At 65.3% G+C, this 24,536-nt stretch carries 19 protein-coding genes; 15 read left to right on the forward strand and 4 right to left on the reverse strand.

Annotated elements, in window-relative coordinates; translation table 11 throughout:
• The first annotated feature begins 537 nt into the window (after positions 1-537).
• The 8 genes from N826_RS16330 to N826_RS16365 all read left to right on the forward strand — a co-directional run bounded on the left by N826_RS16330 (position 538) and on the right by N826_RS16365 (position 12,119).
• Entirely contained in the window at positions 538-2,748 is a 2,211-nt protein-coding gene (locus N826_RS16330; protein WP_044430565.1) for a GumC family protein, read from the forward strand.
• 9 nt (positions 2,749-2,757) lie between these two features.
• Positions 2,758-3,855: a glycosyltransferase gene (locus tag N826_RS16335; protein WP_084720810.1), complete on the forward strand. Its 1,098-nt coding sequence runs from the start codon at positions 2,758-2,760 to the stop codon at positions 3,853-3,855.
• A 35-nt stretch (positions 3,856-3,890) separates the two neighbouring features.
• A complete protein-coding gene (locus tag N826_RS16340; protein WP_211099303.1) occupies positions 3,891-5,114 on the forward strand; it encodes a glycosyltransferase family 4 protein in 1,224 nt (407 codons plus the stop codon).
• Between the two features lie 17 nt (positions 5,115-5,131).
• Positions 5,132-6,238, forward strand: coding sequence for an endo-1,4-beta-xylanase (locus N826_RS16345; RefSeq protein WP_044430670.1), 1,107 nt, complete (start codon positions 5,132-5,134; stop codon positions 6,236-6,238).
• Entirely contained in the window at positions 6,228-7,577 is a 1,350-nt protein-coding gene (locus N826_RS16350; protein WP_044430567.1) for a lipopolysaccharide biosynthesis protein, read from the forward strand. The genes N826_RS16345 and N826_RS16350 overlap by 11 nt, the downstream gene beginning before the upstream one ends.
• Before the next feature lies 1 nt (position 7,578).
• Positions 7,579-9,096: an O-antigen ligase family protein gene (locus tag N826_RS16355; RefSeq protein ID WP_044430569.1), complete on the forward strand. Its 1,518-nt coding sequence runs from the start codon at positions 7,579-7,581 to the stop codon at positions 9,094-9,096.
• Between the two features lie 559 nt (positions 9,097-9,655).
• Entirely contained in the window at positions 9,656-10,660 is a 1,005-nt protein-coding gene (locus tag N826_RS40130) for a hypothetical protein (RefSeq protein WP_052831420.1), read from the forward strand.
• Positions 10,650-12,119, forward strand: a complete 1,470-nt coding sequence (locus N826_RS16365) for an MBOAT family O-acyltransferase (protein ID WP_044430672.1) — start codon at positions 10,650-10,652, stop codon at positions 12,117-12,119. Before N826_RS40130 ends, N826_RS16365 begins: the two co-directional genes overlap by 11 nt.
• 86 nt (positions 12,120-12,205) lie before the next feature.
• Here the strand turns inward: N826_RS16365 and lldP are convergent, their stop codons facing one another.
• Positions 12,206-13,852: an L-lactate permease gene (gene lldP / locus N826_RS16370; protein ID WP_044430570.1), complete on the reverse strand. Its 1,647-nt coding sequence runs from the start codon at positions 13,850-13,852 to the stop codon at positions 12,206-12,208.
• 226 nt (positions 13,853-14,078) lie between these two features.
• Here lldP and N826_RS16375 point away from each other — a divergent pair, with 226 nt between their 5' ends.
• The 6 genes from N826_RS16375 (at position 14,079) to N826_RS41720 (ending at position 20,821) form a co-directional block, all read left to right on the forward strand.
• A complete protein-coding gene (locus tag N826_RS16375; RefSeq protein WP_044430572.1) occupies positions 14,079-14,666 on the forward strand; it encodes an FCD domain-containing protein in 588 nt (195 codons plus the stop codon).
• A 163-nt stretch (positions 14,667-14,829) separates the two neighbouring features.
• Positions 14,830-17,691 carry an FAD-binding and (Fe-S)-binding domain-containing protein gene (locus tag N826_RS16380; RefSeq protein ID WP_084720811.1) on the forward strand — a complete coding sequence of 954 codons (2,862 nt, stop codon included), beginning with the start codon at positions 14,830-14,832 and terminating at the stop codon, positions 17,689-17,691.
• A gap of 41 nt (positions 17,692-17,732) precedes the next feature.
• A complete protein-coding gene (locus N826_RS16385) occupies positions 17,733-18,635 on the forward strand; it encodes a LysR family transcriptional regulator (RefSeq protein WP_044430574.1) in 903 nt (300 codons plus the stop codon).
• Between the two features lie 133 nt (positions 18,636-18,768).
• Positions 18,769-19,788: a TRAP transporter substrate-binding protein gene (locus N826_RS16390; protein WP_244619621.1), complete on the forward strand. Its 1,020-nt coding sequence runs from the start codon at positions 18,769-18,771 to the stop codon at positions 19,786-19,788.
• A 107-nt stretch (positions 19,789-19,895) separates the two neighbouring features.
• A complete protein-coding gene (locus N826_RS43065) occupies positions 19,896-20,282 on the forward strand; it encodes an antitoxin Xre/MbcA/ParS toxin-binding domain-containing protein (RefSeq protein WP_044430576.1) in 387 nt (128 codons plus the stop codon).
• Positions 20,279-20,821: an RES family NAD+ phosphorylase gene (locus N826_RS41720; protein ID WP_052831422.1), complete on the forward strand. Its 543-nt coding sequence runs from the start codon at positions 20,279-20,281 to the stop codon at positions 20,819-20,821. The genes N826_RS43065 and N826_RS41720 overlap by 4 nt, the downstream gene beginning before the upstream one ends.
• Here N826_RS41720 and N826_RS16405 read toward each other — a convergent pair.
• Positions 20,818-21,765 (reverse strand): branched-chain amino acid--2-keto-4-methylthiobutyrate aminotransferase, encoded by a 948-nt coding sequence (locus tag N826_RS16405; protein ID WP_044430577.1) that lies wholly within the window; start codon positions 21,763-21,765, stop codon positions 20,818-20,820. The two genes, N826_RS41720 and N826_RS16405, sit on opposite strands and share 4 nt — an antisense overlap.
• A 162-nt stretch (positions 21,766-21,927) precedes the next feature.
• Between N826_RS16405 and N826_RS16410 the strand changes: the two genes are divergently transcribed.
• Positions 21,928-22,974 carry a cobalamin B12-binding domain-containing protein gene (locus N826_RS16410; protein ID WP_044430578.1) on the forward strand — a complete coding sequence of 349 codons (1,047 nt, stop codon included), beginning with the start codon at positions 21,928-21,930 and terminating at the stop codon, positions 22,972-22,974.
• 23 nt (positions 22,975-22,997) lie between these two features.
• On the opposite strand, the gene N826_RS16415 is transcribed toward N826_RS16410, so the two are convergent.
• Both N826_RS16415 and N826_RS16420 read right to left on the reverse strand, forming a co-directional pair.
• On the reverse strand, positions 22,998-23,981 hold the full coding sequence (locus N826_RS16415; RefSeq protein ID WP_084720813.1) for a sigma-70 family RNA polymerase sigma factor: 984 nt from the start codon (positions 23,979-23,981) through the stop codon (positions 22,998-23,000).
• Positions 23,981-24,439, reverse strand: coding sequence for a carboxymuconolactone decarboxylase family protein (locus tag N826_RS16420; protein WP_044430579.1), 459 nt, complete (start codon positions 24,437-24,439; stop codon positions 23,981-23,983). The genes N826_RS16415 and N826_RS16420 overlap by 1 nt, the downstream gene beginning before the upstream one ends.
• Positions 24,440-24,536 lie beyond the last annotated feature (97 nt).

Here is a 24,536-nt window from a genome sequence, read left to right on the forward strand (position 1 = left end):
TAGGTTGGGCCGTGGCCCAACGCTTGCCGACCGCCGGTCATACTCTTCAGCCCGACATGTTTGCTTGAAAGCATCTAGTATAATCCAATCGATAGTTCGGTTTTGTAGAAAATAATCATACTTCCGCAAGTAGCTGTGTGGTGGTTCACAGATCTCGCTGGCTGGACAGGGTACCGTCGACATCGTCGAAGCTAAGTGATTCGGTCGGTCGAGCCGGAAACGGGGGTAAGCAGTGCCTCACCGAACGAGAATCCTCTACCAGCCGCGGGCATGACCTCTACCACTTTCGCAGGTAGTCGCAATTTTAATTGCCTTTTTAATGTGTTGTCGGCGTATGGGGTTTTCGTGGCTTCAATTCGACGGAAATACCATCCGTTGTGGTGCGCCTTACTGCCAAACGGTTACTCGCCATAAGCTGCTTTGCATTTTTTCGCTGATCTTACGACGCTTACTGTCAAGTCCTATTCCAGCTTCATGCGTCGCAGGCAAGTTTCGGGCAATGGTAACGGCAACCATCCTTACAGGGCATTTCTGCTTATGAGGACTATCATTCAAACCAACGAGAAGCAGCTTGCCCATTATGCTGCCGTTCTATGGCAGCGTAAGTTTCTGATCGCCCTGTTTGTTGTTGTCTCGATCGGCTTGGGCTATTGGGGCGTCAGGCAAGTGACCCCGCTCTACACGGCGGAAGCAGTGGTCGCGTTGAAGACGCGTCCCCAGACGCTGATCGACAACGCAGCACCCGCAGCCATCGCAGCGCGTCCCGACATCGCTAGCGTCAAGACCGAAGCGGAATCGGTGCGTTCGACCCTCCTGATAGGCCAGGTCGTCGATCAGATGAACCTGGTCGCCGACCCCGAATTCAACCTCGCCATCGCCGAGGAACTGTCGCTGCGCGACCGTGCCAGGCTGATCATGAACGGGGCCTACGCACTGGCCGCGGATGGACTGAAACAGGTCGGCATCGAACTGCCGGCCCCGGAGCCCGATCCAGAAGTCGATCCGCGCAGCGCCGTCATTAACACCATCGCACGGCAGCTTCAGGTCAGCAGCGCTCCCGACGCCTATACGATCCGCATCCAGTTCGTATCGGAAGTGCCGGAAAAAGCGGCGCTCATCGTAAACGAACTGGTCGATCACTATCTGGCGAACCAGGTCGCGGAAAACCAGCGGGAAGCCAGCCAGGCCATGGTCTGGCTGGAGCAGCGCGTCAACGGCGTGCGCGCCGAGCTGGATCAAGCAACGGCGGCGCTGGCCGATTTCCGGACGAAGAACAACCTCGTCCCGGTCGGACCGCAGGCTCAGCTCGCGACCCAGCGCATCATCGCGCTCAACACCGAACTCGGCACGCTCAAGGTCGCCCGGCTGGAAGCCGAAGCGCAACTGGCCCAGGTCAAGCAGCTTCAGGCATCGGGCCGCACCGACAGCATGGAGATCGTCACCCGCAACCCGACGATCCAGATCCTGCGCCAGCAGGAAGCGGATCTGGCGGCCCAGGTCGCCAACCTATCCCAGTCGCTGGGCGCCCGTCACCCCGACTTGGTCAAGCTGACCCAACAGCTCAACCAGACGCGCCGCGAGCGGGCGATCGAAGTCGCCAAGGTCGTACAGGGTCTGGAGAGCCGCGCCAACGAGGTCCGTGCCCGCGAGCGCAGCGCGCAGGCCGAAATCGACAGCCTGCGGCAGGAAGCCAATCTGAGCGGCCGCGGCGCCGACGAGCTGGCCCAGCTTCAGCGCGCAGCCGACGGCAAGGCGCTTCAGCTCGAGGCGCTGGAACAGCGCTTCAAGGAAGCGACCAGCCGCATCGACCTGGATCAGGCCGGAGCCCGCATCGTCACCTCCGCCCGGGCGCCGCTCGAGCCGTCGCATCCGAACAAGCCGCTGTTCCTCGCGGTCGCGGCCCTGGGTTCGATGCTGCTCGCGATGACGCTGGCGATCCTCTACGACCACCTGACGCCCGGCTTCCGCTCGGCCCGCGAGATCAAGAACGAGCTTGGGCTGAAGATGCTGGGAGCGGTGCCCAAGGTACGCCTGAGCGGCCAGAGCATCGCCGACCAGGTCCTGCTCAAACCGCTCGAACCGTATGCCGAAGCGATCCGGACGATCATCACCGGGCTTACCCACGAGCGGCCCGCCGGGGGCAGGGCCAAGATGGTCCTCGTCACGTCCTCGGTGCCGGACGAAGGCAAGACCTCCCTCGCCATCGCGGTCGCCCGCACGCTGACGCTCAGCGGCCTCCGGGTCCTGCTGCTGGACTGCGATCTCCGCCGCCCGTCCGTGGGTGCGGCCTTCCGGTTCGGCAACGCGGCCGGTCTGGTGGAGTGCATCGAAAAGGGCGTCAGCCTGGAGGAAGCGATCCGCGTGGACGAGGCTACCGGCCTGGACGTCATGCCCGCCGGACGCGGCATCCAGAACCCGCAGCGGTTCTTCGCCTCGTCCTCGGCCGTGGGCGGTGCATTGCAGCGGCTGATGATGAACTACGATTTCATCGTGATCGACAGCCCTCCCGTCATGGTCGCTTCGGACGCGGCCCTGATCGCCAAGGGCTGCGACAGCGTGCTCTACGCGGTGGAGTGGGAGAAGACCCCGCGCAGCGCCGTCAAGGCCGGCATCGAAAGCCTGACGGCGCTGGATATCGCGGTGGCCGGCATCGTGCTGACCAAGGTCGATTACTCCAAGCAGCGCTATGCGGGCGACATGTCGGCCTATGCATACCGCTACAAGGACTATCACAACATTCCCGCATAGGAGCGTCGAATGCCGGCCAATAGACCGGAACGAACGCAAGTGGAACAGGACCGCCAGCTTTTTCTGATCTGGAAGAGCTTTCAGCGCAGGCCGGAAACACTGGCCTCTTTCTTCGGCATCAAGGTTGAGTATGTAACGAGCGGATTTTCGTCAAAAGCCCTGAAAGGGCTGGACTATCTGGTCAAGAGCGCAAAGACGCTGGGCCTGCTCCACCGGGAACGCCCGGATGTCGTCTGGGTGCAGTCGCCGCCAAGCTTCATCCCGCATCTGGTGCTGGCGTGGCGCCGCGTCATGGCGCCGTCGATGGTCGTGATCATCGACTGCCACAACGCGGTGATCCGTCCGCCGTGGTCGAAGGTGCCGTTCCATGGCTGGTCGCTGCGGTCGGCCGACCTCAGCATCGCCCACAACGCCGACGTGGTCGGGCCGCTGACGGCGCTGGGCGCGCCCGCCGGTCAGGTGATGGTGCTGGAGGACCGCAGCGCCGGCCTGTCCGAAGGACCGGCATCATCGTCCGAGCGGAAGCCCGGAGCGACGCCGCTGGTGCTGGTGCCGTGCTCCTTCGCCAAGGACGAGCCGATCGAACAGCTGCTGGAGGCGGCGCGGCGGACGCCCGGTGTCCGCTACGTCGTCACCGGCAACCCGAAGAAGGCTCATGAAGGGCTGGTCGCCGGGGCGCCGCCGAACGTCGAGTTCCCGGGGTTCATATCCAAACGGGACTTCGACGCCCTGCTTCATGGCTGCGACCTGCTGGTCGGCCTGACGACGCTGGAAGGGGTCCAGCTGTCGGCGGCCAACGAAGGGGTGGCGGCCGGCAAGCCGATGGTGCTCAGCCACACGGAAACGCTGCGCTCCCTGTTCGCGGGGGGCAGCGTCTTCGTCGATCCGCTGGATGCGGGATCGATCGCGAACGGAGTGGAGGACGCGCTCGGCCGGTGGGCGCAACTGGAAACCGGCATGCGGGAACTTCGTCTCAAGCGTGATGAGCGGTGGCTCAAACAGGCAAGGGAGGTGAACGCCTTCATAGCTAGAGCAAAGAAAGTGCGGAAAGCTCCGTCGAGCCCGGTAAGCCAAGTGCTTCCCGCACAGATCAAACAAGGGGACTGATGATGTCGACGCGGGTTTCCAAACAGCAACGCTCAGTGCTGATCATCGTTGAAAACCTTCCGGTCCCTCTTGACCGCCGGGTATGGATCGAAGCGCGTACCTTGAGCGCCGCCGGGTATCAGGTCATCGTCTGCTGCCCGCGCAGCGACAAGCACCCCGAGCCTTACGAGTTCCTCGAGAACGTCCACATCTACCGGCACCCCTATCCGACCGAGGGCGTCGGGCTGTGGGGCTATCTGGTCGAATACAGTTCCGCCCTGTTCTGGCAGTTCCTGCTGGCGTTCCGCATCCTGTTCAAGCACGGCTTCGACGTCATCCAGGCGTGCAATCCGCCGGACACGATCTTCATCGTCGGCGGCTTCTTCAAGTACGTCTTCGGCAAGAAGTTCATCTTCGACCACCACGACCTGTCGCCCGAACTCTACGAGGCCAAGTTCCAGAAGAAGGGACCGCTCCATAAGATCCTTCTCAAGCTGGAGCGGCTGACCTTCCGGACCGCCGACGTCGTGATCTCGACCAACGACAGCTTCCGCAGGATCGCCGAGACGCGCGGGTCGGTGCCGTCCGACCGCATCTTCATCGTCCGCAGCGGTCCCGACCTGAACCGCTTCCGCCTGGAAGCGCCGGTCGAGTCCTGGAAGAAGGGCCGCAAGCACATGGTATCGTACCTGGGCGTGATGAACGACCAGGACGGCATCGACTACCTGCTTGAAGCCGTCTCCCACATCGTCAAGGAGCGGAAGCGCGACGACGTTCAGTTCGTCCTGATGGGATCGGGGCCGGAGCTGGAAAACCTCCAGAAGATGGCGGTCGACCTGGGCGTCGACGACTACGTGACCTTCACCGGATGGGTCAACGACCAGGTCATCGTGCCGGTGCTCAACACCGCCGAGGTCGCGGTCTGCCCCGACCCGTACAATACGCTGAACGACAAGCTGACCATGAACAAGGTCATGGAATACATGGCGCTTGGCAAGCCGATCGTTCAGTACGACCTGACCGAAAGCCGCTATTCGGCCGGCGACGCCGCCGTCTACGCCAAGCGGAACTCCGCCGTCGATCTAGGCGACAGGATCCTGGACCTGCTGGACGATCCGGAAACCCGGGCGGCGATGGGCCAGCTCGGACGCCGCCGGATCGAGACGGTGCTGGCCTGGGAACACCAGGCTCCCGTCCTGCTGAGCGCCTATGAAGCGCTGGGCTGGCCGTCGGGCATCTCGGTGGCCGAAGGCAAACGACAGACGGACCCGATCGCCTGATGGTGCCGAAGAACCCGATGGGTGCAGCACCGGGGTACAGCCGTCGGGCCGTACTCCGGCGTCTCGGCACCGGAGCCCTGGCCGCGGCGCTGTCGGGCTGCGCGCTGGGGCCGGGGACCGGTTCAGCCGCCGACAGCGTGATGCCGCTGCGTGCCGCCGCCAAGGCGGGACGGCGGCGATACGGCGCCGCCGTCTCAAGCGAGCTGCTGGGCAAGGACGCGGGCTACCGCGACCTGATCAGGCGAGAGTGCGACATCATCGTCCCGGAATGGGAGATGAAGTGGTACAATATCCAGAAGAACCCGGACCGCTACGACTTCAGCGGCTGCGACAAGCTGGCCGCCTTCGCTTCCGAGAACGGGATGGAGCTTCGCGGCCATACCCTGGTCTGGCACCTGGGTCTGCCCGACTGGGCGAAGACCCGGCTGAAGGAAGCCCAGGGCAGGGACGTGCTTCATACCTGGATGAACACGCTGATGACCCGCTATGCCGGGGTCGTACGCTCGTGGGACGTCGTCAACGAGGCGGTCGAACCGACCGACGACCGGCCGGACGGGCTGCGGGAGTCCGACTGGCTGGCCGCGTTCGGCACTCGCTACATTTCCGACTCGTTCAAGATGGCGGCCGAGATCGCGCCCAAGGCCGAGCTCGTCTACAACGACTACGGCACGGAGCATAACGCCCGGTGGAGCCGCGACCGCCGCGTCGCGATCCTGCGCCTGCTGGAACGGGTGAAAGGGGAGGGCGGCCGGATCGACGCGCTCGGCCTCCAGTCGCATCTGCGCCTGGGCGATCCCTGGGACCCGAAGGCGTTCGGGGAGTTCCTGCGCGAAGTCCAGGACATGGGTATAAAGCCGATCGTCACGGAAATGGACGTCCGGGCCGACCGGGCGTCGGGCGACGCCTCGGCGATCGATGCCAAGGTCGCCGACCTGTACACGTCGTATCTGGAAACCGTGTTCGCCAATTCCCGCTGCGATACCGTCGTAACCTGGGGCCTGACCGACCGCTACACTTTCCAGCGGCGCCGCTATGCCGACGACAGGCCGCTGCCGTTCGACGACGATCTGAATCCCAAGAAGGCGGCCGCGGCGGTCGCCCGGATACTTCGCGATGAAGGATGACGCCCAGACCGTGGAAGGGGCTTCGGCGGTCGTGGCGGGTTCTAGGAAAAGCGGAACCGCCAAGTTCCTGGCCCTGTTCGCCGATCCGGTGCGGCGATACTCCATCCTCGAGCAGGTCCTGCTCTCCGCCACCAATTTCATCTTCATGCTGCTGCTGGCGCGGCACTTCCCGCGTGAGAGCTTTGGCTTCTTCTCCGGCTGCTGGGTCGGGTTCTATCTGCTGCTGAGCCTGCACCGCGCCTTCGTGGTCGTCCCCTTCGTGATCGAGACGGCGGACCATGCCCTGCTGCGAAAGGCGGGGCGGACGTGGCGGCGCTACAATGTGCTGGTGCTGGGCATCTTCACGGCGCTGTGCCTGGCGGCGGCGGCGGGACTGAACTTCCTATGGCCGGACGGCGGCTGGATCGCCGCGATGACGGTGGCCGCGACGCTTCTGATGATCCCGGGAGCGTACCAGGAATTCAACAGGCGCTGGTCGATCCAGATCGGCAACATCGGCGCCGTGCTGATGGCGGCCGCGGCCTATTCGGCGATCCTGCTGCTGGGCGCCGGGCTCGCGATCCGCCTGGAGAACATCTGGCTGGCGCTGGGCGGGCTGTGGCTTGCCGCCTTCGCTGCCGCCGTGACGTCGTGGGCACGCAACCGGGCCTTCGGGATCGACGCGGAGTTCGAGCCGCTCCGTCGGTTCGTCGGCGAGCGGCGCGGCTACTTCGCGTGGTCGGGCATCAGCGCCGTCGCCTATAACGGCTACAACCAGATCCCGCCGCTGATCCTGACCATCATGGCCGGACCGTCCGCCGTGGCGCTGTTCCAGGCGACCCGCACCTTCACCCAGCCGATGAGCGTGCTGATGATGGCGGTCGACAATTTCGACCGGCCGCGCGCGATCCGCAGCCTCAACGCCGGCGGCATGGGCGAGATGTTCCGCCAGTTGCTGAAGGCGACGCTCGTGCTGTTCGTCATGTGCATGCCGATCTGGCTGGTGCTGGGGCTGTTTCCCCACCAGATCATCCACCTCGTCTACGGCGGAGCCTACGCCGACGGCGCCGTTCCGATATACCTCTGGATCGCCTTCAGCGTCGTATCAATCCTGGCCTATCCGGCGGAGACTTCGCTCTACGTGCTGAAGCGGCCTGAACTGGTCGGACGGGGACGTATCTGGGCGGGGGTCGCCAGCGTCGTGGTCTGCGTCGCGACCATCCCGTACCTGGGCGCCAACGGCGCGCTGCTGGGAGTGATCTCCGGCTGGGCTCTCAGCGGATCGTGGTCGTTCTGGAAGTTCCGCAGGCACATGAAGCATCATCATTCAACAGAAGCCAAACCGACGGCGAGCGCGTAGCATGGATGTTCCGCTAGGGTTCCAACGCATTCTCAAGGGCGGCGTCATCGCGGTCTGCCTTGCCTTCCTGGCGGTCCTGCTCTGGGCGTCGGGGGTGGGCGCCGATGAGGCGCCGCTCTATGTCCTGCCCTTGAGCTTCGTGATCGTGATCTGGCTCGGCTTCTACGGACATGCGGTCATCTCCGGCCGGCGCTGGGCCTGGATCGCGTTCCTGGCGCTCTACATCTTCCTGACCGAAGTCAACCTGCGCACCCGGCCGATCGGTGCCGGCGGGCTGGACTGGCAGGTCGCCATGAAGCTTGCCGTCTGGTTCGGCGGCACGTTCCTCGCCATGCTGCGGATCAACTCGGTCATCGAGCTGTTGCGGACGCCGATCGGCGCCGCGGCGATGATCTTCATGGGCTTCATGATGCTGTCCGCGCTTTGGGCGCCCGATCCCGGCGACAGCATCGTTTCCAGCATCCTGCTGTTCTGCACCCTGCTGTTCGCGATGGCGATGGTGGCCGAGCTGGCGGTGAAGGACATCCTGATCGGACTGACCATCGGGTATTGCCTGGTCGTCCTGCCGTCGCTTGCCATAAGTCCCTTCATGGCCAGCTTCGCCCCGGTCAACGCCGACAGCCTTGGCGAGGCCGACCGGCTGCGCGGCTTCACCAACCATCCGGTGTCGCTAGCCGCCATCTGTTCGATGCTGATGGTGTGCTGTGCCGCACTGATGCTCTATTTTCCCAAGCGCCGCATCATCCTGGGCGGCGTCATCGTCCTGTCGCTGGCCACTCTGATGCTGTCGCAGTCGCGTATGGCGCTCGTCGCTGTTCTCGCGTCGGGTTTTATCTTCTGGCTGCGCATCCGGCCGGGTGCGTCCTGGCTGATCCCGATCGGCGTGCTGGCCGCCACGGTGGTCACGCTGACGACGGCGTCGGTCGGGCTGGAGAACGTCCTGCCCAAGGAGCTGGTCAAGCTGGTATCACGCTCGGGCGACGTCAACGAACTGCTGACGCTGACCGGCCGCTCCGTCATCTGGGACTTCACGCTCAACCAGATCGCGGATGCGCCGATCCTGGGACACGGCCACAATTCGGCCGAGACGATCTTCCTGGAGCGGTTCCTGTTCTTCACGGTGACGCATGCGCACAACTTGATCCTCCAGTCGCTGTTCTCGGTCGGGATCGTCGGGACGCTGTTCCTGGTGACGATCCTGATCATCCAGCTCCGGACCTTCCTGATCAGTCCCGACCTGTTCCGCGACGTCATGCTGCTGACGCTGCTGGTCAGCGGCATCACCGAAACGGCCTTCTACACCCGCCTGCCGGGTACTCTCAGCATCGTCTGGATGTTCACCATAGCCCTGGCCGCCTATCACGTGGTCGAACGGCGGCGGATCAACGCCGCCCTGTGGGCGGGAACCGGCGGAATGGAAGAGGGCCTATCACTTGGCGCCGGTTTCGGCACCGACAGGGCACCCGGAAGCGTGACCCAGCCGGGGGGAAAGAGATTGTCCGAAAGTCTCGCCGGCTGAGGCAGCGCCCTCCCTCCAACGCCCTGGAATTTTCAGGAAACAAAACAGCCTGATCTGAGTTAATATTGAAGTACTTTAGTAAAACGCCGCTTTCGTGCGCATGATTTTTCTGACGTGGTGAAGAGCAACAGATGCGAGTCTGGACTAGTCTAGCCAGTAACTTCGATCCTGTTCATGGACGCCCCGCCCTTTCGGCGCGGCGCCGTTTCACCCTTGTACGCACCGCGGTCTCCTCGCTCGGCTTGCCGGCGGCGCCCCGTTCCTTCCGACCCGCCGCCGTGTCGAGGAACGGTCAACGGTGCGTTCCCAGCGCACCGCCATAAGCTCTCCTACGCCAACGTGATCGATCCGTCCCTGCCGGCAGCCATGTCCCGGCGGTGAGCGGCCGCGTCTTCGCGGCGTTTCCCAGATGCATACTGTCCCGTTCCGGGGCGGAAACGATCACAGCACGCCGGGAACCCGGCGGGCGTCGAGCATGCCCGTCTGTTCAGTTCGGACCGGCCGCCCCCCAGTCGTTCCCGGGGCGCGCCGGTTGGGCAAGACCGAGAGCTTTTTCTAAATGACCAATTCCAACGCCATGCGTTTCAACATCGCTTTCATCCTGTGGTGCGCGCTGTTCCTGCTGCTGGGCGGAGCCGGCCTTGCCGGCTTGTCCGCTGTGGGCAGATTGCCGGCCCCTCCCGTCACCGCCACCAACTGCATCGACGAGAAGTTCAAGTTCATGCACGACACCGAGATCCGGAACCCCGGCCTGATCGCCGTCGGATCCTCGGTGACGTGGCGGAACCTCGACTTCTCGGTCTTCGCGGAGCATTACGGCGGAGACGTCGAGCCGCTGAACGCGGCACCCTGCTTCCTCTACGTCAACCAGACGGCCTTCTATACCGACTTCCTGCTCGACAACATGCCGAGCGTCAAATCGGTCATGTCGGTCTTCTCGATGCGGGATTTCTCCGCCTGCGCCGCATCGCCGACCGAGTTCTTCCGGCCGGAAGACGCCAAGGGCTACGTCTTCGACAAGGACCCGGCCTGGCACCTGTACTTGAAGAACTTCCGGCCGGTGTCCTTCGCGCGGGACGTCGTCGACCTGCCCGGCATGCGCTCGGGAAAGGATGCATCGGCTTCGATGGTGATGGACCCCTACGGTTCCGGCCCCTTCACCTTGCCGAAACCGGAAATCCGCGAGGATTTCCAGCTCGACGCCACCTGCCTGGACCACCTGAGCGCCATGAGCGAGGACCTGTCGAGGCGCGGCATCGACTTCATCGTCGTCCTGCTCCCCCAGATGCCGGCCTGGCGCGACGCCTACGATCCGGGCGGGGTACGGGACGCGGAGTTCCGCCGGGAGGTCTCGCGCAGGCTCGATCCGACCCGGACGGTCCTGATCGACGCCCAGCAGGGGCTGCACCTGAGCAACGACCAGTTCACCGACCATGCCCATCTGCAATGGAGATCCGTGCCGCTGCTGATGCGCTACCTGATCTCGCAACTGGACAAGTCCGAGCTGAGCCTCAGCCATGCCGGCGCCGATCAGGCCGGCGGGGGTCCCGACCATGCTCTTTAACTCCTACGTCTTCATCGGGGCGTTCCTGCCGATAACGCTGGTCGTCTACCGGCTGCTCTGCCTGACCGGCCACACGCGCCTGCCGTTCCTGTGGCTGGTGGTGGCGTCGCTGTTCTTCTATGGCTGGTGGAACCCGGTCCACGTCCCGCTGCTGATGGCCAGCATCATCGCGAACTATCTGCTGGGCATGAAGCTGACCGAGCCGGGAGCCTCGGCGGCGGCGAAGCGCAGCCTGCTCGTCTTCGGGATCACCGCCAACCTCGTCGTGCTCGCCTATTTCAAGTACTCGATGTTCATCGTGGACAATGTCGGCGCGCTGACCGGGCTGGACTTCGGCATACAGGCCGTGGTCCTGCCGCTGGGCATCTCGTTCTTCACGTTCCAGAAGGTCGCGTACCTGGTCGACGCCGCCGAGGGCAAGGCGTCGGAATACCGGTTCCTGGACTACTGCCTGTTCGTGACCTTCTTCCCGCAGCTCATCGCCGGGCCGATCGTCCACCACCGGGAGATGATGCCGCAGTTCCGCCAGCCGGAAGCGATGCGCTTCAGCCATGCCGACTTCGCCATGGGGCTGACCTTCTTCGTCGCCGGCCTGTGGAAGAAGGTCGTGCTGGCCGACACGCTGGCCGGCTTCGCGACCCCGGTCTTCGCCGTCGCCGGAGAGCAGGCGCTGACGGCGGGGGAGGCCTGGACCGGAGCGCTGGCCTATTCGCTGCAACTCTATTTCGACTTCTCCGGCTATTCCGACATGGCGATCGGCCTTGCCCTGCTGTTCGGCATCAGGCTGCCGTTCAACTTCGACTCGCCCTACAAGTCGGTCAACATCATCGACTTCTGGCGGCGCTGGCACATGACGCTGTCCAGGTTCCTGCGCGACTACCTTTATGTGCCGCTGGGCGGCAACCGGAAGGGCAGGGGGCGGCGCTACGTCAACTTGTTCCTGACTATGCTGATCGGCGGGCTGTGGCACGGCGCCGCCTGGACCTTCGTGATCTGGGGGGCGCTGCACGGCACGTTCCTGATCGTCAACCACGGCTGGCAGGCGCTCCGCTCGGCCCTGGGGTGGCAGTCTTCGGGCTCCGCCGCGGGGATATGGGTGGCGCGCGGCATCACCTTCCTCTGCGTGACGATCGCCTGGGTCTTCTTCCGCGCCGAGTCCGTCGGGGAAGCGATGGGGATGCTGCATGCCATGACGGGGGCGAACGGCTGGACCTCGGCGCCGCTGAACCTTGGCGACCTGTACGAGTACCGCGACCAGATCCAGATAGCACTGCTGCTGGCCCTGGCCATGATCGCTCCCAATACCCAGGAGTGGATCATGGGCGAGGGCGGGAGGCGGTTCGCCGCCGTGCCGCGCTGGCGCTTCACGCCGGTCTGGGCGGGCGTCGCCGCTGCCTGCTTCCTGTTCACCCTGACCCGCCTGTCGGCGGTGAGCGAGTTCATCTACTTCAACTTCTGAGCGGACGACCGGGGACCGGCGTACGGAATAGCGGCGGCAGGTCTGACCTGCCGCCGCTTCGTCTTTCCATGGGCGGCCCGCAGGGCTTACGGGATCATCCAGGTCAGGTAGTAGGCCTGGAGCACGGTGATCACGCCGATGATCGTCACGAAGAACAGGCTGTGCTTGAGCGTGAAGCGGAACAGATCGGCTTCGCGTCCGACCAGGCCGACGGCGGCGCAGGCGACCGCGATCGACTGGGGGGAGATCATCTTGCCGGTGACGCCGCCGGTCGTGTTGGCGGTCACCATCAGGATGTCGGACAGGCCGAGCTGCTGCGCCGTCGTCGCCTGGAGCGCTCCGAACAGGGCGTTGGACGACGTATCCGACCCGGTCAGGAATACGCCCAGCCAGCCGAGCACGGGAGAGAAGAACGGGAAGGCCTTGCCGGTGCCGGCCAGCAGAAGGGCCAGCGTCGAGGACAGGCCGGAATAGTTGGCGATGAAGGCGAAGGACAGCACCATGCCGATCGAGTAGATCGGGCGGCGGAGGTCCTTCAGCGTTTCGCCGAAGGTGGCGACCGCCGTAGCCGGCTTCATCTTCAGGAAGACGATGGAGATGATCGCGGTGATCAGGATCGCGGTGCCGGTGGCGGCGACGAGGTCGAGCTTGTAGACGGCGTCATAGGGCTTCGGCGAGGACACGATCGGGGCGACCTTGGTCACCAGCTTGTCGAGGCCCTGGATCGGGAAGTAGAAGACGGTCGAGGCGAGCGACCCTGCCTTGGCGAACATCGCCTTGAAGGGAGCGAGGCTCCAGACGGTGACGACGGCGGTCAGCACGACGAAGGGCGACCATGCCTTGATAACCTGGGCGCGGGTATAGTCGACCGCGGCCGGCTTGGCGTTGCTGGCTTCGTTGTCGAAGCGGAAGATGCGCTTGGGCTTCCAGACCTTCAGGAACAGGGTAAGGCTGACCAGGCTGAGCAGCGCCGAGGTGATGTCCGGCAGCTCAGGCCCGATGAAGTTGGATGTGAAGAAGACGCCGATGGCGAAGGTGAAGCCTGCCACGAACACGGCCGGCCATGTCTCCTTGACGCCGCGGACCCCGTCCATGATGAAGACGATCCAGAACGGGACGAACAGCGCCAGCAGCGGCAGCTGGCGGCCGGCCATCTGGCCGATCTTGAAGGCTTCGAGACCCGTCACCTGCCCCGCGACGATCATCGGGATACCCATGGCGCCGAAGGCGACCGGGGCGGTGTTGGCGATCAGGCACAGGCCGGCGGCGTAGAGCGGGTTGAAGCCGAGGCCGACCAGCAGGGCGGCGGTGATCGCGACGGGTGCTCCGAAGCCGGCGGCGCCTTCCAGGAACGCGCCGAACGAGAAGCCGACCAGCAGCATCTGGAGGCGCTGGTCTTCCGTGATCGAGACGACCGAGGCGCGGATGATGTCGAACTGGCCGGTCTTGACCGTGACCTTGTACAGGAACACGGCGGTCAGGATGATCCAGGCGATCGGCCATAGGCCGTAGACGAATCCGTAGCCGGCGGCAGCCAGCGCCTGACCCACCGGCATCTCGTAGAAAACGATCGCGACCGCCAGGGCGATGGCGACGGTGATCGTCGCCGCGATGTGGCCTTTCATGCGGAGGACCGCCAGCGCCACGAAAAAGAAGATGATGGGAAGCGCCGCGACGAGCGCGGACACCCACAGATTGCCTGCGGGGTCGTAAACCTGCATCCAGGGCTGCATATCGTTTCCACTCCGGATTGCCGCGGCGGCGCCCGATCAGGCGCTCGACGGCCATTCGATGATTTTTATTTCCACGTCGCCGGCTTTGGTAAACTTATTAGACCGACAATCTGTAGGGTGGATAATTTAAATGCCGTGATCTTGTAAATCGAAAAATGCATCTCAGGAGGTGTCGCAATTGTCGCAGGTGTTGAAGGCAGGTGCCCGGGTCCGGTATCGTCGCGGCATGAACACAGCGCCCGAAGACCCCGAAGATACTGAAGAAAACGCAGCCAAGGCCGACCCGCTCGCCCGGCTGCTCCAGTGCCATCCCGAGACCGCCTTCGACTATCTGGAGTTCCGCCGGATGATGGCGGGACCGGCGGCGGCCTTCGCGGCGGAGCGGGGTACGCCCGCTGATATCGAGAAGCTGGGCGCCTGCCTGCGCCAGATGGAGGAGGCTCACGGGCTCGACGACCCGTCGCAGGAAGCGGCGGCCGACGCCGCCTTCCACCTCGCGATCTACGAGGCGTCTCACAACGAGGTGCTGATCCGGATCATGCAGCAGTTCATCAGGATGATGAGCGAGGATGTCTTCTACGAGCGGACCAGCCTGTATCAGCGCCGGGGCGTGCGGGACAGCTTTCTACGCCAGCATCAGGCGATCTATCACGCCATCGCCGCCGGCAACCCGGAAGCGGCGCGCGCGACGGCCGACGCCCACCTCGCGTCGACCATGGAAGCGCTGCGGGAGGCGCAACGGGCGGATGCGCGGCTAGAAGTCGCACTTCGCCGCCAGCAGGGCGCGAAACTGGTCACCGGTAAGCCGAAATGACCCTGCGCCACACCAACGGGAATTTGGCAAACTAATTTTGCCGCTTTACTAAACGGGTCAACTTGTCGTACCCCCTTGCGGCAGCGGTCTCCATCGAAGGACCGCACGGTGAGGAAACACGCGGCCGGAATCATCCGTCCGACAGCTACAAGGGTGTCGCGGCATGCCTGATGGAACGTCATCCGATACGGTGGTACGCGGGTCCGGCGCCTATGCCGGCGCCATCCGGGAATTCACCGGCCTCTTCGGTTCCGATCGCGTCGTCCGCGATCCCTTGAGGCTGCTGGCCTACGGAACGGATGCCAGCTTCTACCGGCTGATCCCCCAGGTCGTCGTCAAGGTCGAGAGCGAGGCGGAGGTGCTGGCCGTGCTGGCCGCCTGCCGCCGCGACGGGTTGCCCGTCACCTTCCGCGCCGCCGGCACCAGCCTGTCCGGCCAGGCGGTCAGCGACAGCGTGCTGATGATGCTGGGCGAGAAGTGGGACCGGGTCACCGTCGAGAAGGCCGGTGCGCTGGTCCGGCTTCAGCCGGGCGTGCTGGGCGCCGACGCCAACCGGCGGCTGGCAAGCCATGCCCGCAAGATCGGTCCCGACCCGGCTTCCATCGACAGCGCCAAGATCGGCGGCATCGCCGCCAACAACTCGTCCGGCATGTGCTGCGGCACGTCCGACAACAGCTACAAGACGCTGGTTTCCATGCGCCTGCTGCTGGCCGACGGGACGCTGGTCGATACCGGAGACGCCGACAGCGTCGCCCGCTTCCGGACCAGCCACCGCGACCTGCTCGGCAAGCTGGACGAGCTTGGCCGGGCGACCCGGGCCGATGAAACGCTGGCGCGGCGCATCCGCGACAAGTTCGCGATCAAGAACACCACCGGCTACAGCATCAACGCCCTGGTCGACTTCGAAGACCCGCTGGAGATCCTCCAGCACCTGATGATCGGGTCGGAAGGCACGCTGGGCTTCATCGCCGAGATCACCTACCGCACCGTGCCCGAGCACGCCCACAAGGCCAGCGCCCTGCTGCTGTTTCCCGATATCGGGGAAGCCTGCCGCGCGGTGGCGCTGCTGAAGGCGACCCCGGTCGCCGCGGTCGAGCTGATGGACCGGCCGGCGCTCCGCTCGGTCGAGGACAAGCCGGGCATGCCGGCGGCGATCCGGGGCCTGGGCGACGGCGTCACGGCACTGCTGGTGGAAGTCCGGGGCGAGGACGCGGCGGAGTTGAACGCCCGGATATCCCAGGTATCCGCCGTGCTCGGCGGCGTCGAGACGCTGGCGCCCGCCGCCTTCACGTCCGATCCGGACGAGTTCGGCAAGCTGTGGAAGATCCGCAAGGGCCTGTTCCCCGCCGTCGGCGCGGTCCGCCGCGCCGGGACCACCGTCATCATCGAGGACGTCGCCTTCCGGATCGCCGATCTGGCCGCCGCCACGCTGGACCTCCAGACGCTGTTCGAGAAGCACGGCTACCATGAGGCGATCATCTTCGGCCACGCCCTGGACGGCAACCTGCACTTCGTCTTCACCCAGGACTTCGCCATCGATGCCGAGGTCGAGCGCTACGCCGCCTTCATGGACGACGTCTGCAAGCTGGTGGTGGACAAATACGACGGTTCGCTGAAGGCGGAGCACGGCACCGGCCGCAACATGGCCCCTTTCGTGGAGATGGAGTGGGGGCGCGACGCCTACCGGCTGATGCGGTCGATCAAGGACCTGCTCGACCCGGACGGCATCCTGAACCCCGGCGTCATCATCTGCGACGACCCCCAGGCCCATCTGAAGGACCTGAAGCCGCTGCCCAAGGCCGACCCGCTGGTCGATACCTGCATCGAATGCGGCTTCTGCGAGCGCATGTGCCCCTCGGCGGGACTGACGCTGACGCCGCGCCAGCGCATCGTCGGCTGGCGCGAGATCTCGCACCTGTCCGACACCGGGACCGATCCGGAGCGGGAAGCCGGCCTCCGCACCCTCTACGATTACCAGGGGCTGGAGACCTGCGCCGCCTGCGGCCTCTGCGCCACCGCCTGTCCGGTCGGGATCGAAACGGGACTGCTGACCAAGGCGCTGCGGGGACGCCGGCAATCGACGCTGGGCCACCGGATCGCCGGGATCGCTGGCCGCCACTTCGGCGGCGCGCTGGCCGCCGCCCGCTTCGGCTTAGGCGCGGTGGCGTTGTCCAACCGGACGCTGGGACCGGCGGCGACGCGCCGTCTGGCCGACTACGGCCGGCGCATTTCGAGCGGGCGACTGCCGAAGATCGGACCGGCGCTGCCGGGTCCGGCGAGCCTGCCGGCGGCGGGGCAGGGCGATGCCTCCGGCACGCCCGTCATCTACCTGCCGAGTTGCGCCAACCGGACCTTCGGCGCGTCGCCCGGAGCACCCGAAACCGATGCGGTGCCGGATCGCCTGGTGTCGCTGATGGTCAAGGCCGGCTATCGCCCGATCTTCCCGGACGGCCTTGCCGGCCTGTGCTGCGGACAGGCGTTCGAGAGCAAGGGATTGGACCGGGAGGCCGACGCCAAGACGGCGGAGCTGGCAGCGGCGGTGATCGCCGTCGACGACTACGGGCGCATCCCGGTCGTCATGGATGCGTCCGCCTGCACGCTGCGCCTGAAGAAGATGCTGGCGGGACGGGTGACCGTGCTGGACAGCATCGAGTTCCTGCACGACCACGCGATGCCCCGGCTGGAAGTAGTCGCGAAGCAGGCCGAACCGGTGCTGGTCCACGTCAACTGCTCGGCCCAGCGCCTGGGCCTCGGCGACAAGATCGTCGGCCTCGCAAGGGCGTGCGCCGAGACGGTCGTCGTGCCGGAAGGCGTCGGCTGCTGCGGCTTCGCGGGCGACAAGGGCTTCTCGACCCCGGAGCTGAACGACCACGCGCTCCGGCGCCTGCCCGATGCGGTGCCTGCCGGCTGCGAAGGCGGCTACTCGTCGAACCGGACCTGCGAGATCGGCCTGTCGGACCATTCCGGCGTTCCGTACCGGTCCATCGTCTATCTTGTGGATAGGGTGACCCGCCGGCGGCCCTGATCTCCCTTGATCAAACCGGAGCGACCTGCGATCCATGGAGGATGCTGACCTTACGGCAAATCGAGGTGATCCGGGCCGTCATGGTCGCCGGCACGATCAACGGAGCGGCGAAGCTGCTCAACGTGTCGGCGCCCGGCATCAGCCGCCTGATGAAGTACACGGAGAAGTCGCTGGGCATACGGTTGTTCGACCGGCGCCACGGCCGCTACGTGCCGGCCGGCGAGGCCAGCGACGTCTTCAGCCAGATCAACGCCGTCTACAAGAAGGTCGAGGACCTTCAGTTCACGGTGAAGCGGCTTGAGAGCGGCCACGGATCGGAGCTGAAGATCGCGTCGGTCCCCAGCATCGCCAACATGATGGTCCCGCGGGCGATCGAGCGAATCGTAGCCAAGCATCCCGGCCTGCTGATCGATGTCGATATCCTGAAGATCGAGGAAGCGCTGGACTACCTCCTGCTGGAAAAGGGGGAGATCGTCGCGATGAGCTACAAGGTCGATCACCCCTCGCTGGACTGCATCGCGCTGGCGCGCGGCAAGCTGCTCTGCATCACGCCGCCCGATCACCCGCTGGCGGAGCGCGGGTCCGTTTCCGCCGAAGATATCGCGCGCTACCCGCTGATCGGCATCGATCCCAACGACCCCTATGGCCGCATCATGGCCGATATCTTCGAGCGGCGCGGCCTGTCCTATACCATGCCGATCCGCGCCCGTTTCGGCACGACGGTCTGCCGGCTGGTCGGCGCTGGACTGGGGATCGCGGTGATCGACCAGTTCACCGTGGCCCACGACGCGGTACCCGGCATCCGCCTGCTCGACATCGACGAACCGACCGCCTTCGACACCTATGTCGCGGTCAAGGCGGAACGCGGGCTGTCGAGCTTCGCCGAAAGCTTCATCGCCCTGCTGCGGGCCGAAATGACGGCGGTCGTCAAGCCCGCAAGTTAACATCATGTTCATCCGGACCGATATCTTGGTATTTGACGTTAACGGCCCGCCTGCGCATTCTCCGCTCAACAGAACGAGTTGTATAGTCAACCATGCCGCTCCCAAAGAAGCGGACAGCGAAGGAGGAAACGCCTTGAAAACACTTTCATCCAAGATCCTTGCCGGTCTCCTGGTTCCCGGCATCATGCTGCTGGCCGGCGCCGCCGGTGCCGCCGACATCCAGAAGCGGACCCTGAAGTTCCCGTCCGCCAGCAACAAGGGGCATCCGCAAGTCCTGGGCGTCCAGAAGTTCGCCGATCTGGTGTCGGAGAAGAGCGGCGGCAAGATCACCGTCAAGCCGTTTCCCGGCGGCGTGCTGGGTGCTGACCTCCAGACCGTTTCCGCCATGCAGGGCGGCACCGTCGACCTGACCGTCATGAACGCCAGCCTGCTGGCCGGCAACGTCAAGGAGATGGCCGTCCTCGACTTCCCCTACATGTTCAACACGGCGGCGGAAGCCGATGCCGTGCTGGACGGTCCGGTCGGACGCAAGCTGCTGGACAAGCTACCGGAAAAGGGGCTGGTCGGTTTGGCGTACTGGGACCTGGGTTTCCGCGAGATGCACGGCAACAAGCGCCCGATCACCAAGGCCGAAGACCTCCAGGGCCTGAAGATGCGCGTCATCCCGACGCCGATCTACGTCGAGTTCATGAACGCCGTCGGCGCCAACGCGGTCCCGATGCCCTTCACGGAAACCTATACCGCCCTGGAGACCGGCGCCGTCGACGGCATGACCAACCCGCTGCTGAACATCATGGACGGCAAGTTCAACGAGGTCTCCAAATACCTCAGCCTGACCAACCACATGTATACGCCGCAGGCGGTCATCGCGAGCAAGAAGCTGTGGGACAAGCTGTCGGAGGACGAGCGCAAGATCCTTCAGGAAGCCGCGACGGAAGCGACGGTCTACCAGCGTCAGGTCGCGCGCGAGCAGGCGGAAAAGGCGCTGGACGAGATCGCGAAGTCCGGCATGACGATCAACGAACTCCCGCCGGAGGAGATCGCCAAGCTGCGCGAAAAGGCCGGTCCGGTGATCGAGAAGTTCCGCAAGGAGATCGGCGAGGAACTGGTGACGGAGCTTTACGCCGAGATCGACAAGGTTCGGAAGCAGTAGACCGGAAGTCGTTCCGTATCTCGGCGAGCGTGGGAGAGAATGACGCTTGCCGCATCAAGATAGCAGGACCATACTAAGTCGTGCGATCTTGATGCGAGGATAGGGTCATGGAGAAGGCGGCTATAGGCCAAGGGTTGCTTGGTCCCGTAGTTCAGGCTGTCGCGGAGCCGGAGGGCCGATACCTCGATCCGCGCCGGTTTCTAAACCTCACCGGAATGCAGGTCCAGGACCTTGCGGCCCTTGCCGGTGTCGACCGCAACACGGTGGCTCGCAATCCGCGCAGTCCCAAGGTACAGAACGCGGTCGGCGCAGTGGTCCGGCTTCTGGAAAGCGCCACGGAAGTTGCCGGCGACCTGAACCGCGCGCTGCTGTGGTACAGGCACCAGCCGATCGAAGCCTATCGCTTCCAGACGCCCGCCGAACTGGTCGCCAAGGGGCACGCGGACGCCGTGGTCGCCTATCTGGACGATCTGCGTCACGGCACGTATTCTTGACCGGAAGGCCGCCGATCGGAACACCGCTGACCGGGACATTCATCCGGGTTCTCACGCCGCGCTGGGCGCACCGGCCGCTCAGCGGCGCTGGCGCCGCTCTCACCGGCGGGCGGTTCAACCGCATCGGCCAGGAAGCGCTTTACCTGTCTGCCGATATCGAGACGGCATGGGCCGAGTACCAGCAGATCGGCAGCATTCCCAGGCCGGGACTGGTCGCCGGCTATACCGTCGAAGCCGGCAGGATCGTGGACGCCACCCGGGAGCCGCCGCTTCCCGATCTCGGCATCACGCCTGCCGATCTCGGTTGCGACTGGCGTTACCGGCTCCGCATCGAGAAACGCGAGCCGCCGACCTGGGCGCTGGCCGACCGGCTGATCGAGTCCGGCGGCCAGGGACTCCTCTTCCGCTCGGCCGTACGCCCCGGCGGCGTCAACATCGTCCTCTGGAAGGTCGCGTCGCCCGCAGCGGTTTCGGTCTTCGATCCGCACGACGACTTGCCGCTGGACGCCGGTTCCTGGTCGCGTGGAGCGCCGCCCTAATCCTTCCCCTCGTAATCCACCGGCGTCGCGTGCCAGCCTTCCGCCCGCTTGGCCCAGAAGGCGTCGCGCAGCCGCATCGAGATGGGACCGGGCCGGTCATTGCCCATGATCCGGCCGTCGATGCGCGATGCCGGCATCACGCCGCCGGCCGTCGTGCAGGTGAAGATCTCGTCGGCGTCGCGCAGTTCCGCCGCCGGGACGGGCCGCACCTCGCACGGGATGCCCAGTTCCTCGCACAACTCGATCATCGACAGCCGCGTGATGCCGTCCAGCGCGCCCCGGTCCGGGGTCGCGACGACGCCGTCGGTGATGCTGAAGACGTTGAAGCCGGCGCCTTCGGTGACGTTGCCCTGGGCGTCCAGCAGGATCGCGAAGTCGGCGCCCTTGTCCATCGCCTCGAACTGGCCGCGCGTCAGGTCGCCCCAGTGGAAGTTCTTGTATCGCGGCTCGACCGATTCCGGCGGGATGCGCAGCGTATCGGCGATCATCAGGTGAAGCCCGCGCTCGCACATCTCCGGGCTGGCGACCGACACCCACGGCACCGCGAAGGCGGCGATGTAGTTGCGGGCATAGGCGGGGTGGCGCGGCTTGCCCGGAGCGGGAACGCCGCGCAAGCAGTCCATCGCGACATAGGCCGCGCGCAGTCCGGACAGGCGGACGATCTTGTGCAGGACGGCCTTGATCTCGTCGTCGCTCTCGGCCGGCTTCATGTGAAGCCCGTCCATGGAAGCGCGGAACCGCCTGATGTGGTCGTCCAGCCTGAAGAACGCGCCGTCCCATACGCCCACGACGTCATAGGTCACGTCCGACCGGCGGTAGCCCCAGTCGGTCAGGGGGATCGCCGCTTCCGCGACCGGCATGTAGCGGCCGTCGATATAGGCGGCCCCGGCGGCGAAGCGCGAGTGATCCGGTTCGGCGAAGCGCGATTGATCGGGTTCGGTCATGACGCAAGCCCTGTCCGTTGATGCCTGAGCCGATAAGGCCAACCCGGACGGCGGCGCGCGTCAATAGCTTTAATCCCCAATGCCTCGAAAATGCGTTTACGCACAAGGGGTGCGGGGCCATATCATCCTTGAACGGCATGCATTTCCGCGCCAAGGAAGATCATGGGCCTTATCTTCGACGCCAATTCCGATCAGCAGCGGCGCGCCTTCGCGGAACGGGCCGTGCTGCGCTACTGGCTGCGGCAGCCCAGCATCGCCGCGCGCTACGGCGACAAGGGCCGCCAGCGATGCGTCGAGGACATGCTGTATACCCTGGTCTACCTGGAGGCCGCCGTCTCGACCGGCAGCATGGAGCTTTTCCGGGACTACGTCACTTGGCTCAGGTCGATCTTCATCTGCTTCGAGATCGACGTGGACGACCTGACCGGCACGCTGGAGACCTTGCAGGAGATCTTCATCGAGCGCGGCGACTTCATCCAGGCCGAATACCTGGACGACTCGCTGCGGCTGCTCGACGGCATGGAGGACGTTCCCGCCAGCCGGCTGACCGAAGACAACCCGTTCGGCACCATGGCCGAGGACTACCTGAGCCGGCTGCTGGCCCAGGACCAGCCGGGCGCCACCGACCTGATCTTCAATGCCGCCGATGCCGGCATTCCCATATCCAACCTGTACATGAACGTGCTTCAGCCGTCTCTTCGCGAGGTCGGCCGGCTGTGGCAGATGAACAGGGTGACGATCCCGCAGGAACACTATTTCACCGCGGCGACCAAGACGATCATGTCGCAGCTCTACCCCTACCTGATGCGGGGACCGAGCGGCGGCCAGCGTCTGATCGCCACCTGCATCGACGGCGAGCTTCATGAAATCGGCATCAGGATGGTCTGCGACGTGTTCACGATGAACGGCTGGGACGCCGTCTATCTCGGCGCCAGCATCCCCGTGAAGGAGATCGTGTCGCTGGTGGAACTCGAACGGCCGGATGTGCTGGCGCTCTCCGTCACGATCGCACCCAACCTGCCCAAGGCGTCCGCCCTGATCGGCGCGATACGGTCGAACCCGCATTGCGACGGCACGAAGATCATGGTCGGCGGCTATCCGTTCAACTGCTGCCCCGACCTGTGGCGCCGGATCGGCGCGGACGCCTTCGCCAGGGACGCGACCTCCGCCCTGACCTGGGCAAACCTGCGCTTTCCCCAAACGGCCTGAACAGACGGCCTGAACCCGTCCCGTCAGCCGTCGGCGGCCGCCGGACCGCCGACATGCGCGAGCTTGTCGGGGTTGCGGACGATATAGATGCCGGCGATCCGGCCGTCGCGTATCTCCAGGGCGGTCGTCTGAAGGACCCCGCCGTTCTCGACCGAGACGAAACCGGGCAAACCGTTGATGCGGACGATCTGCAAGGGCTGGACCGGACCGAAGCCGAACTTGTGGACCAGCCCCGCGAAGAAACGCGCCACCTTGTCCGACCCGTAGAGAGGATTGATCGCCGCCGGCCGCTTGCCGCCGCCATCCGACATCATGACGACGTCCTCCGTCAGCAGGGCCTGGAGAGTCGCGACATCGCCGCTGCGCGATGCGACGGCGAAAGCGTGCGCCAGCGCCTCTCCCGCTACGGTCGAGGCGTTGTAGCGCGGCGGCGACGCCCTCACATGGGTACGCGCCCGCGCCGCGAGCCGGCGGCAGGCCACGTTGGTCCGGCCCAGCACCTTGGCCACCGCGTCGAAGTCCAGGTCGAAGACGTCGTGAAGCAGGAAGGCCGCGCGTTCCAGCGGCGACAGCCGTTCCAGCGTCAGCATCAGCGCCACCGACAGGTCGTCGGCAACGCCGTCTCCGCCCCCGAAGCCGTCGAGACCGGGATCGGTGAACGGGCCGGCTTCGATCAGGGGTTCGGGCAGCCAGGCGCCGACATAGGTCTCGCGCCGGGCACGCGCCGACTTCAGGTGGTCGAGACAGAGACGGGTGACGACGGTGGTGAGGAAAGCATGCGGGTTGCCGACCGTGCGCCGGTCGGCGGCGTTCCAGCGCAGCCATGCTTCCTGTACCACGTCCTCTGCCTCGGCGACCGAGCCGAGCATCCGATATCCGAGCCGGAGCAGCGACGGCCGCCGCTCCTCGAACGGGTCCGCCGCCGGAACCACCACGGCCTCCGTCGCGCCTTGCCGCTCCGTCGCGCCCTGCCGCTCCGTCGCGCCTTGCCGCTCCGATCCGGTCATCACGCAGCCTTCGAGGTGGATTTGGGGTGCTCCATCCTAAACCCGATGGCGATCCGGTTCCAGGCGTTGATCGTCGTGATCAGCAGCGTCAGCTTGACGATTTCCGCGTCGGTGAAGTGACCCTTCAGACCTTCATAGGCAGTGTCGGGCGCCCGGGTCTCCGCGACCAGGGTCAAGGCGTCGGTCCAGAGCAGCGCCGCCCGCTCCCGCGCGGTGTAGAGCGACGATTCCCACCAGGCGCTCAGCATGTACAGGCGCTCCTCCGTTTCCCCGGCGGCGCGGGCATCCGCCGTGTGCATGTGGATGCAATAGGCGCAGCCGTTGATCTGCGAAGCGCGCGTCTTCACAAGTTCGATCAGGCTGTGCTCAAGGCCGGACGCCTTGATCGAGGCTTCTAGCGCCATCATGGGGCGCAGGGATTCGGGAGCGGCTTTACTTGCATCGAGACGTAGGGACATGTCTTTTCACCATCCTGGAAGAAGGCGGGATTGCCTTCTCCCCGATGACGAAACGGCGGCACGGGATGTGACATGGGAAATGTGTTCCCTGTTTTGG

Source organism: Skermanella aerolata KACC 11604, assembly GCF_000936425.1.
Lineage (GTDB): Bacteria > Pseudomonadota > Alphaproteobacteria > Azospirillales > Azospirillaceae > Skermanella > Skermanella aerolata.